This is a genomic window from Roseomonas sp. WA12, from assembly GCF_054165765.1.
The window spans coordinates 53003-65976 of the sequence record NZ_CM135108.1 but is presented as its reverse complement, the minus strand read 5'-3'; the positions used below and the strand labels follow the sequence as shown (position 1 = coordinate 65976).

The following is a 12974-nucleotide window of genomic DNA, read 5'->3' as shown; positions in this document are numbered from 1 at the left end:
TCGCCTCCGTCTCTGCCCGGAACGGGCGTTCCCCGGAGGCTAGTCCAAGGGTTGCCGGACTGTCACCCGCGACGGTTGCGGGGGAGCATCACGGAACGAAGACGGCCCGGCCCCTTGCGGAAGCCGGGCCGTTCGGGGCCGCATCGAATTCTAAGGCGCAAGTCAGCCGCTGGTTAGCGGCCGGTCATGATCCGCCCTACCAGCTCCTTTACCGTCGGGATGAACCCGTTGGAGTAGAAGGGATCCTGGCCGAAGCGGAAGGCGTTGTGGCCGGCGAACATGAGGTTGTGCTCGGGATCGCCGCCATGGCCGATTTCCTGCAGAGTCTTCTGGATGCAGAAGCTGCGCGGATCGGCCTTCTTGCCGTTCGAGTGGTCGTCCGTGTGCTGCGCCCAGTTCGAGAACCGGCACTGGGAGAGGCAGCCCATGCAGGCCACCTGGTCGGCCAAGATGTTGCGGCTGGTCTCCGGGGTCACGAAGATCAGCGTGTCGTCCGGCGTGCGCAGCGCCTCGGTGTGGCCCTCGGCCTCCCACTGGCGGACATGCTGCAGGTCGCCCGGCACGAGATAGACAGGGCGCTTGCGCGGCCCGACACCGTACATGGCCGAGTGCTCGCCGATCGGCTCGCTCGTATAAGCCACCTGGCGGTGACTGCGGCCCTCCAGCTCACGCAAGAAGTCATTGCGGACAGCGCTGCTGTAGAAGCCGGTGGGGGAGAAGTTCTGCAGCGACACGTCGCCGGGCTTCAGCGTCAGCAGGCGCTGCTTCCAGGCATCCGGGATCGGGCTCTCGCGCGTCACCAGCGGGCGGGTGCCGAACTGGAAAGCTATGGGGCCGAGCTCAGGATTGTCGATCCAATCCTCCCACTCCTCGAGCCACCAGACACCGCCGGCCATGATGATCGGCACGTCGCCAAGGCCGAACTCGCGCATCTGCTGGCGCAGCTTCAGCACGCGGGGGAACGGGTCCTCCGGCACGCGAGGGTTCTCGGAGTTGGAGAGGCCGTTATGGCCACCGGCCAGCCAGGGGTCCTCGTACACCACGCCGCCCAGCCACTCGGACGCCTTGGAATAGGCTCGCTTCCACAGCGCCGCGAAGGCGCGGGAGGAGGAGACGATGGGGTAGATGTGAACGCGGTATTCCCTGGCGATATCCGCCAGGCGGTAGGGCATGCCGGCGCCGCAGGTGATGCCGTGGATCAGGCCCTTGGCCCCTTCCAGCATCCCGCGCGCGACACGCTCCGCCCCGCCCATCTCCCACAGGATGTTGGCGTGGACGCGGCCCTGGCCGTTGGAGCGCTCATAGGCCTCGCGCGCCTGGGCGATGCCGCCAGCGATGCCGTAGGCGACCAGCTCCTCGTGGCGCTCGCGCCGGGTCTTGCCGAAGTATTCCTGGGGGATGATCCGCCCCTGGGCGTCGTAGCTATCCGCGTTCACGGCGGAGAAGGTGCCGACCGCGCCCTCTGCTGCCCAGTTTCCGCAGGAGGCTCCGTTGGAGGCGGACACGCCTTTGCCACCCTCGACGAGGGGCAGGACGTCGGCACCGCCCATGCGGATGGTGTTGATCGCCTTCAAGGCAGCTCTTCCCTGGAACGGGACGGTCACAGGACCGTCGCTAGGGCCGGATATGGTCCGGGGCGGTGGAATGGAACAGACCCCGCCCCGGCATAACTTTTGTTTCCAGCCATTTGCCTGCAGGCCGGGGGTCGGAAGGGGCCGCGACGGATCGCAGCCCCTTCCGGGTCGCTCAGTCGCGGCGGGGGCGAAAATCGCCGCGCTCGCCGCCACGCTCGCGGCGGGGGCCGCGGTCACGGTCGCCACGATCGCCGCGGGGCTCCTCGGCCTCACCCTCGGCCCGGGGGCGCTTGGCGCCCACCTGGTCGGTGATGTCGGCGCCCGTGGCCTGGTCGACCACGCGCATCGAGAGCTTCACCTTGCCGCGGTCGTCGAAGCCGATGACCTTCACCTTCACCTTGTCACCGACGGAGACGACGTCGGCGGTGCGGTTCACCCGCTCCTGGCCGAGCTCGCTGATATGCACCAGCCCGTCCTTGGCGCCGAGGAAGTTCACGAAGGCGCCGAAATCGGCGACCTTCACGACGGTGCCGTTGTAGATCGCGCCCACCTCGGCCTCGGCGGTGATGCCGCGGATGCGGTCGATGGCGGCCTGGGTCGCCTCAACGCTCGAGGACGCGATCTTGATCGTGCCGTCATCCTCGATGTCGATCTTCGTGCCGGTCTGCTCGACGATCTCGCGGATCACCTTGCCGCCCGTGCCGATGACTTCGCGGATCTTGTCCTTCGGAACCTGGATCACGGTGATGCGGGGGGCAGTGGCCGCCACCTCGCCACGGCTGCCGGACAGACCCTTGGCCATCTCGCCGAGGATGTGCATGCGGCCGTCCTTCGCCTGATCGAGCGCGATGCGCATGATCTCGAAGGTGATCGAGGTGATCTTGATGTCCATCTGCAGCGCGGTGATGCCCTGCTCGGACCCGGCCACCTTGAAGTCCATGTCGCCGAGATGGTCCTCGTCGCCCAGGATGTCGGAGAGGACCGCGAAGCCCTTGTCCTCCTTGATCAGGCCCATGGCGATGCCGGCGCAGGGGCGCTTCAGCGGCGCGCCCGCATCCATCAGCGCCAGCGAGGTGCCGCAGACGGTCGCCATCGAGGAGGAGCCGTTGGACTCCGTGATCTCGGAGACGACACGGATCGTGTAGGGGAACTTGTCCTTGTCCGGCAGCAGCGGGTGCATCGCGCGCCAGGCCAGCTTGCCGTGCCCGACCTCGCGGCGGCCCGGGGAGCCCATGCGGCCGGTCTCGCCCACCGAGTAGGGCGGGAAGTTGTAGTGCAGCATGAAGTCCTCGCGGTACTCGCCCGCGAGGGCGTCGATGATCTGCTCGTCCTGGCCGGTGCCCAGCGTCGCCACGCAGAAGGCCTGCGTCTCGCCACGGGTAAAGAGCGAGGAGCCGTGGGCACGCGGCAGGATGCCGACCTCGGCCACGATCGGGCGCACGGTCTTGGTATCGCGGCCGTCGATGCGGATGCCGGTGTCGAGGATGGTGTTGCGCACCACGTCGGCTTCCAGGCCCTTCATCAGGCCCTTGGCGGCGGCGGGGTCGAGGCCCTCGGCCTCCAGCTTCTCGACGATCGCCTTCTTCACCGCGCCGACCTTGGCGTAGCGAGCCTGCTTGACCGTCTCCTTATAGGCCTCGGTCATGTCGGCGGTGCCGAGCTCGGCGATGCGGGCCTTCAGCGCGCGCTCGGCGTCGGAAGCCTCGGTCAGCGGCCAGGGCTCCTTGGCGCAGCGCTCGGCTAGCTCGATGATGCCCTGGATGACCGGCTGGAAGGCCTTGTGGCCGAACTCCACGGCACCGAGCATCACGGCCTCGGACAGCTCCTTGGCCTCGGACTCCACCATCAGCACGCCTTCGGCGGTGCCGGCGACGAAGAGGTCGAGCTCGCTCGTCTTCACCTGCTCCATCGTCGGATTGAGGATGTACTCACCCGCCGCATAGCCGATGCGGGCGCCGGCGATGGGGCCGAAGAAGGGGATGCCCGAGATCGTCAGGGCGGCGGAGCAGCCGACCATGGCGACCACGTCCGGGTTGTTCTCGAGGTCATGCGACATGACCGTCGCGACGACCTGCACCTCATTCCGGAAACCCTCCGGGAACAGCGGGCGGATCGGGCGGTCGATGAGGCGGGAGACGAGCACCTCGTTCTCGGAGGGACGGCCCTCGCGCTTGAAGAAGCCGCCCGGGATCTTGCCGGCCGCGAAGGCCTTTTCCTGGTAGTTGACCGTGAGGGGGAAGAAGTCCTGGCCCGGCTTCACGTTGCGGGCACCCACCACGGTGCAGAGGACGATGGTGTCGCCCAGGCGGGCCATCACGGCGCCGTCGGCCTGACGGGCGATCTTACCGGTCTCGAGGGTGAGCGTCTTGCCGCCCCACTCGATATCCTTGCGGAAGTAGCTGTCGAACATGCGTGCGTCCTGTCGCCCCCGCCAGGCCGGATTGCCGGGCGGGGCGCCCCTTCGGGCAATGGTTGCGACACGGGTGGGATGAAGGGTCTCTGCGCCGGCCCCGCCCCCATGAAGATCATGGCTTCGGGCGAGGGGTGCCCGGCGTCTCGGGCTGCATGGGACCCGCGCGCGTTTCCGCGAAGCGGTCCGACGCGCTCTCACGCGACGGGGTCCATGTGGCCGGAAACGCCGCGCCGTGGCCGTTCCTGTCAGCCCACCGCGTGCGCGGAGGGCGGGCGGAACCCAAAGGTTTCGCCCGGTGGGCGGCCTTATGACGGCTTCGGCCTCCAAAGGCCAGGGAAAAGGCACCCCAGGGGCGGCTGGGTTGCAATCCCTTCATGCGACGCCCACATCTTGAAGGCCAGTGCTGGCCCAGACCGTCCGCCGATCCGACCAGGACGCCGGGCCGCCAGTTGCCGGTTCCCTGTCCCCTGTCGCGGCCCTCGTGCCCGGCAAGGGGCAACCCCTGCGAGAGATATGCGATCGATGCCGACCGGAACCGTGAAGTGGTTCAACACGACCAAGGGCTACGGCTTCATCCAGCCGGATGATGGCTCCAAGGACGTGTTCGTCCACATTTCCGATGTTACTCGTGCGGGCCTCCGCGGCCTGAACGAGGGCGACAAGCTGTCCTTTGAGGTCCAGAAGGATCCGAAGGGCAAGATGTCCGCCTCCAACCTGCAGATGGGCTGATCCGGCCATCTGCTGATCCGGGCGGGTTACCGCCGGAGGACTGGGGGAATTGGCGACCCGGTCCAATGAACAGGCGGGCGCCGTGGCCGGGATGGCCGCCGGCGCCCGTGTTATCTTGGTCCGTTGCTTTTGGATGTGGCGTTTGCGGCTCTGGCGGAGATGGTGGCTCAGTTGCGGCACACCCTCTCACCCGGCGTAGAGGCGCAGCAGGATTAAACGGAAGCCGCTTTGACCGGCCAGTCCGCCCAGCGCTGCCTGTGGTCACCGCAGGAAGAGCGGAAAGGCGAGCCTCCGAAGGCCGCGCATGTTCTCCAGGACGGCTTCGGTGCTGCCGCAGTGGCTCCCGAGCGTTCGGCGGCTGTTTCGGCCCTGGTCCGCATCTGGCCTGCATGGCTATCCCGTTTGCCTGTGCCCCAGGGCAAGGTGGAGCCGGCGCAGCTTCGCGAAGGTGGCGGGCGCTGCGGAAGTAGCTTCTCTAGCCAGACGTTGCCGCTCCCTGCGTCGGACAGGTTAAGGCGGCGGTAAAGGGCCTGCTAAGCTCCTGCTGCCACACTGGCAGGTGGAACATCACCGGATTGCCATGGATCCGTCCCGCCCCTGCCCTATCCAGGGCCAAGGCTGCAGCATTCCACGACCGCCACGCACGCGCGGCCGCGACCATCGAATACAGACCAGGAAGACCCGTGCAGAAGCATCTGCCCGGGCCCATTCGAAAAACGAAGACAAGGAAAGACTTCAAACCATGCAAACCACGCACATCGTTACCATGCACCGGCCTCAGCAGAGCCATCCGCTTCCCGGCACCGCTGCCGCGCCGTCCGGCACGCTGAGCGCGGCGGAGATCCGCGAGATCATCCGCGAGACCTTGGGCTGATCCCCGGGCGCTAAAATGGGAGCGCCGGAGCTGGCGCCCTTGATACCGGGACGAGGGGCGTGAACGGGGCCGTGATCGGCGCCGGCTTGCCGCAGACCCGCCCGGCCCCCATCCAGGGGTGATGACCGACACTCATCTTTTCGGCGATGGCGCGCTCCGCGCCACTGTCTCGGCTGCCGGCGCCGAGCTGCACGGGATCCAGGACGCGGCAGGGCGGGAATGGCTCTGGCAGGCTGGGGCGGCTTGGCCGCGGCGGGCACCGATCCTGTTCCCCATCGTCGGGCGGCTGCCGGGGGACGTGTTGCGCCATGCCGGTCGGGCGCATCGGATGACCCAGCACGGCTTTGCCCGCGACCGTGCCTTCGCCTGGCTGCGCCGAGATGCGGCTGGATGCGCCCTGCGCCTGACCGACGATGCGGCGACGCGGGAGGTCTATCCCTTCCCCTTCGCGCTGGATGTGGGATGGGCAATAGCGGGTGGGGTCCTGTCCTGCGCGATCACCGTCCGCAATCCCGGGCCGGGGTTACTTCCTTTCGGGCTTGGAGCGCATCCCGCCTTCGCTTGGCCGCTCCCCGGGGCAGCCTCCGCGGATGGGCATTCGGTGACCTTCCCAGGAGTGGAAGTGTTGGCCGCGCGGCGGCTGACGGACGGGCTGCTGGACGGCTCGGAGACCATTCCGCTGCGTGACGGAACGCTGGCGCTGCATCCCCAGCTGTTCGAGCAGGACGCGGTGGTGCTGCCGGACTTTCCCGGCCGGAGGCTGCGATTTGAGGCCCCAACGGGAGCGGCGCTGGAAATGGAATGGGAGGGCTTCGGCGATCTCGGGCTCTGGTCGAAGCCGGGAGCGCCCTTTCTATGCCTGGAACCCTGGTGCGGCACCGCCGCGCCGTCGGGATGGGATGGGGAATTCGCGGAGCGCCCGGGGATCACGCGGCTGGAGCCTGGCGCAATCCGCCGGTTCCTGTGGAAGATAAAGCCCGTCTCAGCTTAGGGATTTGATTTGGGAGTTCCCATCCGCGAAACAGCCGGGACAATAGTCGCCAGAACGGCCGGTATTCTCTTTGAAGACAATCCCGGCTTTTCCGGCATAGGCCGGCATTTATCTCGCCAGGATGTTCCTCGAGAGGTCCGGGGCGGCACCGCCGCCCGGGACAGGAAAATCAGATGCGAAACTCTTCGCGCTTGCGACCTTGGGCCTCCATTGCGGAAAGCCACTTCGGCATGCGGCCGCGGCCGCTCCAGGTCTCGCCATTCGGTCCGCGGAAGCGGGCAGCGACGGAGCCGCCAGCATCGCGGCGGGTGCGGCGCGCGGGCGGACCGGACGGGGCATTATGGCTGCCGGGAAGGAGGGCCTCCAACTCCAGGCCGAGCTCGGCGGCCTTGGAGCGGAATTCCTCGACCAGTGCATTACGCGCCTCGTCCTGCTTCTCGGCACGCTTTGCCTGCGCGGCCTCGATCAGCGAGTTTAGTTCCTGCGCGCTCATGGCATCGAGGTCGAAAGTGGGCTTGCGCTTACCGGAGGTTTCGGCGGTATCGGCCATGCTCGGTTGTCCCTTGATCAAGTCGAAATGGAAACGCCTTATCGTCCTATCACTCGGGAGCGAAGGATGGGTCGGCAGTTCCTGCAGCGGATATCGTGATCTGGGACATAGTGTCGAGAGAAGACAGACGTTTTTCATTCGGAATACCGCATTCCGAATGACGTAATCCTCGTCTCCGCCGGATTACCTGAGCGGAGTAACCGCGGCGATACGCGCGTTTCCAAAAGGCGGAAGACGGCCGAGGCGGTTTTCTATCACCGCGAAAATCGTCGGCTCACGCGGGCCGCGGGGCAGCAGATGACCAGCAGCGTCCACAGGATAGAGGGTGAGGGTCACGGCATCGGCAATGTTGCCACCCACGGCCTCGGCCGCGCCGGAAGTGGTGCGGATCACCAGGTCGCAATGCATCGGACGGAACTGGCCGGTCTCGGGCAGGCGGTCGCGCCAGGATATCAAGGGGCGGCGCGAGCGGTCGGCGCAGATAAGATCGCCGGGCTCCGGCGCACGCGCGGCGGCATCATGCGGGAGGAAAGGTGCCTGGGCCGGGAACTCGGCGGCGTCCCGCAGGATAGCATCCAGGTAGAAGGCATGGGCGGCGGAGGAGTGGAACTCCCGCTCGTCCACCCCCGCGCTTCGCATGACATAGGAGACGAAAGCGGCGGACCAGGCCGGATCGGACCAGACGCCGGGACCGGGCACCCCCGCCAGCCGGCCGGACCAGAGGGTGCGGTTGCGCGCGATGGTAGCGGTGGCCTCGGCCTCCGGCACGGCGCGCCAATAGGCGAGGACTCTGGGGAAGGAGTCGGTCGCGCCCTCGGCACCGGGCTGCGGGCGCGGCAGGCCGGGGCCGACGGTGATTCGGCCCCATTCCGCCCATTCCGTCTCGGCAATGCGCAGGATCCGGTCGCGGATGGAGGGTGGATAGGCGACCGGCGCCTCCCGTACAGGCGCGATCGTGGGCGGAGCGGTGGCGCAGCCGGCGAGAAGGGCGAGGAGGGCCGCCGCGGCGAGGCCCTTCAAGCGGCGACCCCGCCCATCGAGAGCGCGACCTCGTCCGGGGAAAGGACGGCAAGGAGAAGGGCGGCAGTGCCGGGGGCGTTGGGCTCCGCCGAGGCGCCGGAAAGCACTTCGAGCCGGTCGTCTCTTGCGCGCAGCCGGGCGGAGAGGAGACCGAGGCAGGCATCGCGCACCTCGGCCGAGCGGGCGAGGGTCTCGCCATCCAGGGACAGGCGGCCGGCGGCGGCCAGGTGCTCCGCAGCGCGGAGCCCGCGCAGCAGGGCGGCGAGGGACTCGGTCGAAGGTTCGCCTGTCCCGGCGGGGAAGCCGGCCAGGGTCGGTCCGCCAGGGTCAAGCGCCAGCACCGCGCGGCGCAGCGCGTCCGTCACCCAGGGCTCACTGATGAGGGTCGCGGCGCGGGCCAGGGCGAGGATCGCGGCGCCATGGGTGGCCAGGTTGCTGCCGATCGCGCCCTCCGGCGAGGCGGAGGCGGCGAGCTGGCCCAGAAGCTGGCGCAGGCGGCGGCGCTCCCGTGGCAGCCCGCCGGCGCGCCAGGCAGCATCCAGCGCAAGGGCAAGCAGGGCAAGTTCGGAAACCGAAAGGGCGGCCTCTTCCTCCTCCGGCAAGGCGGCGAGTTGACGATCAAGCGCCTCGCGCAGACGGGTCAGGCGCTCCCGTGGGAGAGGAGGATCGAAGGCGGGGGCGTTCAGCACGATGGAGGCCAGAGCGGCCAGGGGCGCGCCGATGCCGGCCTGGCCGGGGTCGCGGCCGGCCAGGGAGTCCGGGGCGCGTAACAGGCGCAGCGCAGCCTCGGCCGTACCAGGGGCGATGCCGCGGGCGAGCAACCGGTCCTCACGCAAGATGGCGGTGCCGCCGCGGGGCAGGTCGGGCAGGCTGTGGCGCAGGACGAGCCAGTGAGGGACTCCGGCGCGGGACTGGGCGCGGATGCTGTAGACCTGGTCCGGCGCGCGAGGGCGGATATGCAGCGCCAGCGCCTCCTCCTCCGGCCCGCCGGTCAGCAGGTGGAGGGCATCCACTGCGCCCTCGGCGAGCAGCTCATCGGCGGCAAAGGGGCCGGCGGGGCGGCGGGTCTGGGTACCTCCGCGGCCGACCAGCACATGGGCCGGGGTCGCCTTGCCCTCGGAGAGGGCGTCCAGCCCGGTGGTCAGGCGCAGGCCCGTCAGGCCGGCCCGGCTGCCGGCGCGGAGGGTGACGGTGAGGCGCAGCACCGGGTCGGTGGCCGAGGCGCGGTACTCGTAGCGGACGGTGCCGACGAGAAGGCGCAGTCCGGGAATGGGGCGGAGCGTGAGGGCGCTCTCATGCCACATCACCACGGCCGTGCCCTCAGTCTGCACGCCCTGGGCGGAGATCGCGTCCTCCACGTCCAGGGTGCGGGCGCGGAGGGAGAGGCGGCCGAGCAGGCCGGGTACGCCGCCCTGGAAGCGGAAGCGCACCATGTTGCCGGTGTGCAGGATCTCCCCGCTCTCCCCGTCCCCGCGCATGCGCTGGCGCAGCACGCCATGGGCGAGGTCGCCGGTGAATTCGTGCCAGGGGGTGAGGACGCGGAAATCGTGCGGATCGGCGCGCCGTATCTCGGCCCGCGGAGCAGCAGGAGGCAGGGCGCCGCGTGGCGGCGGACCGGCCTCCTCCGTCATGGCCAGCAGGAAGCCGAGCAGGGCATCGGCCAGGGCGGGCTCTGCGGTGCGGAGGGCGGGGATGGCCATCAGCTCGGCGGCCCGGGCGTTGTCCCGCGTCAGAATCGGGGCATCTGGGGCAGAGGAGTGGGCGAGGCCGGACAGGGGCTGGCCGTCCAGGTTCACCGGACGCAGCAGCCCTCGCAGGGAGGCGAGAAGGCGGTCACGTTCCTGGACGTGCAGCAGGTCGGGCATTCGGCTGCGGCCTCGGCTGGATCGGAGTCAGGACGGGCACTGTAAATCGGATCGGCGGCGGCTGAAATCGGCGGGCACGATGAAATCGTGCCGCTCGTCGTTTGCGGCGCTAGCGGATCTCCTCACCGGGCATGGCGCCGAAGAACTCCGTGCGGCGAAGATAGCCGCGGTGCTCGCCCACCTGCACCTCGCACCAGTCCTGTCCGGTCTCGCAGAGGCGGATACGGCCGAGGACGCCGGGCTTGAGCCGGGCGACGACATTGGCCGATTCCTCGGGCCGGCGACGCAGGACACGCTCCTCCCCCGTAATGGCGAAGCTGCGGCGGCCGGTGAGGTTGGACTGGTGGACCCAGCCCTCGGTGCCGTCCATGTCGCGAATGCGCCGCCACAGCTCGAATTCGCGGACGATCTCCACCGGCAAATCCCGGCGCTGGTAGGTCCATTCGATGGGGTATCGGGTGCCCGGCCCGGCGCGCATGTTCACCTCCTCCGCGCGGAGGGCGGCGAAGCGCGGCAGGGGAAGGCTGGTGACCGGGCCGATGGTCGGCTGCGGCTCCGGCGGCGGGGTCGGGGCGGGCTGCGGGGCAGGCGCTGCGGCAGCACCGGCGGCCGCCCCCGCGGCCGCTCCGGCCGCGGCGCCGGCGGCACGGCGCCGGTTGGACTGGCGGTTCGGCTGGTTGCCGGGCTGGTTACCCGACTGGGCCTGGGGCGACCCAGGGCGCGCTGCCCCGGGACGGGTGGCGGGGCGGGCCGGTTCACCCGTGGCGGGCGCCCGGGCGGCCGGGTTGGCCGTTGCATTGGCCGCGGGCGCCTGGCGCCGCCGGGCCTCGGGCGTGCCGGAGGATGCCGCGGCGGGCGGTGTCGCGGCGGCCGGGGGCTGGAGCGTCTGCGGCGCGGGCGCAGCGCCGCGCGGCACGGGCGGGGGCAGGCTGCCGGCGGCCTGCCCCCAGGCCGGGCTGGAGACCGGGGCGGCGGGCGCGAGAAGCAGGAGCGGGAGGAGGAGCAGTCGTCTCATCAGGGGCCGATCACGCGCGGAGGAGGCCCGCGGGGTCAAGGTGCCGCGCCTTCCCAGGAACGGCAATCATAGGGACAGCAATTGGCCGCCCGAGGCAGCCTCGAGGAAGGTGACGACACCGGCGATCTCGATACCATCCGCGAGGGCCGCGGGCGGGATGTCCTCGGCGTGGAGGCCGGCGTCGCAGGCGATCAGGCGAATGCCGAGCTCGCCCGCAGCCTCCCACAGGGTCTCGATCCCGGCGACGCCCCGCGCGGCAAGCTCCGCCTCGCGCGGGTCGGCCAAGAGGGGGGCTTCGCGGCGGAACAGGACCAGGCCGGCACTGGTGGCGAAAAGGGCGACGGGACGGCCGATCGCCGCCGCCGCTGTGGCCAGGACCAGGGCATAATGGGCGGGTTCGTGGCCGGCACCGCGGAGGAGGATGCCCAGGGGCGGCTTGGTCATGCCCCCTGCCCTGCCGCGCCACCGGTCCCGCACAGGGCGCAGGCAGGGTCGCGGCGCAGGCGAATGGTGCGGAAGCGGGTGTCCAGCGCGTCCCAGAGGAGAAGGCGGCCGGACATGCTCTCGCCGATGCCGAGAATCTCCTTCAACACCTCGGTCGCCTGCAGTGTGCCCATCACGCCCGTGACGGCGCCGAGCACGCCCGCCTCGCTGCAGGAGGGGACGAGGCCGTCGGGCGGCATCTCCGGGTGCAGGCAGCGGTGGCAGGGATGCGGGGCACCGAGATGCGACTTGAAGGTGGAGAGCTGGCCCTCAAAGCGCAGCACCGCCGCCGAGACCAAGGGGCGGGCGAGGTGGTGGCAGAGGTCGCCGAGGAGGAAGCGGGTGGGGAAGTTGTCGGTGCCGTCGCAGATGAGGTCGTAGCGGGGGATGAGGTCGCGGGCGGCGGTCTCGTCCAGGCGGCGGAGATGGGGCTCGACCGCCGTCAGCGGGTTCAGGGCGCGCAGCGCGGTCGCCATGCTCTCGACCTTGGGCTGGCCGACGCGGTCCGTCGTGTGGGCGACCTGGCGCTGGAGGTTGGAGAGCTCGAGCGTGTCGTGGTCGATCAGGCCGATGGTGCCGATGCCCGCAGCGGCCAGATAGAGGGCGAGCGGGGAGCCGAGCCCGCCGGCGCCGACCACCAGCACCCGGGCCTGGCGAAGGTGGGCCTGCCCGACCGCGCCCACCTCACCGAGGAGGATGTGGCGCGAGTAGCGGTGGAGTTCGTCCTCGGTGAAGTCGAGCGCGGGCAGGGCATCCATGGCGACCATGTTGTCGGCGGCGGCGTCGGCGGCAAGCGCCGGACCCCGCGCGCATGCCAGAGCGGCGGCCAGAGCGGCCGTTAGAGCGGCTTCAGGCGCTGTTCCTCGAGCTGGGCGAGGAAGCGGTCCCGGTTGGCCTCGGCATCGGTGACCTGGGACTCGCAGCCCGTCTCGCCGCATCCCCGGCGGATGGTGGCAACCCGCTCGTCGCTGGCCTGGCGAATCTTCGCGGCGCGGGTGGTGAAGTAGGCCGCCCTTGCCTCGGCGGTGGGGAAAGCGGCGGGAACGAGGGTGAGCTGCACGCTGTCAGGGTATTTCGACATCGCGCCGGTGCTGGCATCCACGACGAGGCCGACCACCCCGCCAAGGAGAATGTTGCCCAGCACCACCGGCTGGAACTCCGGCGAGAGCACGGCCTGGGCGGGCAAATGGCCCTCCCGCGTGCAGCTCACCGTCGTTTCGCGGGTGGACTTGCCGATGCGGGCGGTGCCGGGGGTGGGGTTCACAGTGGCGACGTGCCGTCCGTTCCGCTGGATGTCGCAGGTGGCGCCCGCCGGCTCGGTCAGGACGGAGAGGTTCTGGCTAGGGCTGGTGGTGATGGTGGCGCAGGCGGAAAGGAAGGCGAGGCCGATCAGGCCGAGGACGCGCAGCAGCACGGAAGTCGTTCCCTGTTCAATCTTACGGAACGGGAATAACGAAACC

General features: G+C 69.8%; 12 protein-coding genes. 3 read left to right on the top strand and 9 right to left on the bottom strand.

The genetic code is table 11. The features are described 5' to 3' along the window. Nucleotides 1-173 precede the first annotated feature (173 nt). Both ACVBD7_RS00290 and pnp read right to left on the bottom strand, forming a co-directional pair. The gene (locus ACVBD7_RS00290) at nt 174-1574 is read right to left on the bottom strand and encodes an NAD(P)H-dependent flavin oxidoreductase (protein ID WP_458095523.1); all 1401 of its coding nucleotides are present in this window, start codon (nt 1572-1574) and stop codon (nt 174-176) included. A gap of 172 nt (nt 1575-1746) precedes the next feature. Beyond that, complete coding sequence (gene pnp, locus ACVBD7_RS00285) at nt 1747-3984, bottom strand: polyribonucleotide nucleotidyltransferase (RefSeq protein ID WP_458095522.1); 2238 nt, start codon at nt 3982-3984, stop codon at nt 1747-1749. A gap of 525 nt (nt 3985-4509) precedes the next feature. Here pnp and ACVBD7_RS00280 point away from each other — a divergent pair. From ACVBD7_RS00280 to ACVBD7_RS00270, 3 genes are all read left to right on the top strand, one after another. Then, a complete protein-coding gene (locus ACVBD7_RS00280; RefSeq protein WP_458095521.1) occupies nt 4510-4716 on the top strand; it encodes a cold-shock protein in 207 nt (68 codons plus the stop codon). Between the two features lie 742 nt (nt 4717-5458). Next, a complete protein-coding gene (locus ACVBD7_RS00275) occupies nt 5459-5590 on the top strand; it encodes a hypothetical protein (protein WP_458095520.1) in 132 nt (43 codons plus the stop codon). 121 nt (nt 5591-5711) lie between these two features. Then, nucleotides 5712-6581 (top strand): aldose 1-epimerase family protein, encoded by an 870-nt coding sequence (locus ACVBD7_RS00270; protein WP_458095519.1) that lies wholly within the window; start codon nt 5712-5714, stop codon nt 6579-6581. Nucleotides 6582-6750: 169 nt separating this feature from the next. Here the strand turns inward: ACVBD7_RS00270 and ACVBD7_RS00265 are convergent, their stop codons facing one another. The 7 genes from ACVBD7_RS00265 to ACVBD7_RS00235 all read right to left on the bottom strand — a co-directional run bounded on the left by ACVBD7_RS00265 (nt 6751) and on the right by ACVBD7_RS00235 (nt 12928). Then, complete coding sequence (locus tag ACVBD7_RS00265) at nt 6751-7131, bottom strand: H-NS histone family protein (RefSeq protein ID WP_458095518.1); 381 nt, start codon at nt 7129-7131, stop codon at nt 6751-6753. Nucleotides 7132-7314: 183 nt separating this feature from the next. Then, nucleotides 7315-8151, bottom strand: a complete 837-nt coding sequence (locus ACVBD7_RS00260) for a DUF2272 domain-containing protein (protein WP_458095517.1) — start codon at nt 8149-8151, stop codon at nt 7315-7317. Then, nucleotides 8148-10016 (bottom strand): hypothetical protein, encoded by a 1869-nt coding sequence (locus ACVBD7_RS00255; protein WP_458095516.1) that lies wholly within the window; start codon nt 10014-10016, stop codon nt 8148-8150. Before ACVBD7_RS00255 ends, ACVBD7_RS00260 begins: the two co-directional genes overlap by 4 nt. A 109-nt stretch (nt 10017-10125) precedes the next feature. Further along, on the bottom strand, nt 10126-11031 hold the full coding sequence (locus ACVBD7_RS00250) for an SH3 domain-containing protein (protein ID WP_458095515.1): 906 nt from the start codon (nt 11029-11031) through the stop codon (nt 10126-10128). A gap of 66 nt (nt 11032-11097) precedes the next feature. Then, on the bottom strand, nt 11098-11475 hold the full coding sequence (locus tag ACVBD7_RS00245; protein WP_458095514.1) for a DsrE/DsrF/DrsH-like family protein: 378 nt from the start codon (nt 11473-11475) through the stop codon (nt 11098-11100). Beyond that, complete coding sequence (locus ACVBD7_RS00240; RefSeq protein ID WP_458095513.1) at nt 11472-12272, bottom strand: HesA/MoeB/ThiF family protein; 801 nt, start codon at nt 12270-12272, stop codon at nt 11472-11474. Before ACVBD7_RS00240 ends, ACVBD7_RS00245 begins: the two co-directional genes overlap by 4 nt. Nucleotides 12273-12352: 80 nt before the next feature. Next, complete coding sequence (locus ACVBD7_RS00235) at nt 12353-12928, bottom strand: hypothetical protein (RefSeq protein ID WP_458095512.1); 576 nt, start codon at nt 12926-12928, stop codon at nt 12353-12355. Between the last annotated feature and the right edge of the window lie 46 nt (nt 12929-12974).